Annotated in this window: 1 pseudogene; it reads right to left on the reverse strand. The window is 64.4% G+C overall.

The features are described from left to right. Positions 1-427, reverse strand: a pseudogene (locus tag EN750_RS38795) (D-alanyl-D-alanine carboxypeptidase); the annotation flags it as partial.

Here is a 427-nt window from a genome sequence, read left to right on the forward strand (position 1 = left end):
TTCCTTGACTGCATCGAGAGCGCGCTGCGGCAGCGTGCCGACGCCGATCGATTCGGCTGCGAAAAGCGGCGTCTCCTGGCTCAGCGTATCGCCGATCCAGACGCGCAGCGCACCCACCGGCTGCCCCTCCTCCACCGGTGCTGCAATCGGGCCGTCATAGACGATCCTGGCCGTCAGCTTGTCGCGGTTGGTGATCGGCAGGAAGATGTCGATCGGACCCTTGGCCTTCAGCATCACCCCGGGCTTGGCGCCGCCAAAAACCTGGGCTTCTCCAACCACCTCGTCCCTGGCGAAGATTTCGGTCTTCTCGAACGAGCGGACACCCCAGTCGAGCAGCTTTCGCGCCTCTTCGGCACGCTCCTTGTCCGAGGCCAACCCGCTCATCGCCGCGATCACCCGTGTGCCGTTTTGACTGACTGTACCGACC

Origin of the sequence: Mesorhizobium sp. M7A.F.Ca.ET.027.03.2.1 (genome assembly GCF_003999175.1) — a bacterium.
Lineage (GTDB): Bacteria > Pseudomonadota > Alphaproteobacteria > Rhizobiales > Rhizobiaceae > Mesorhizobium.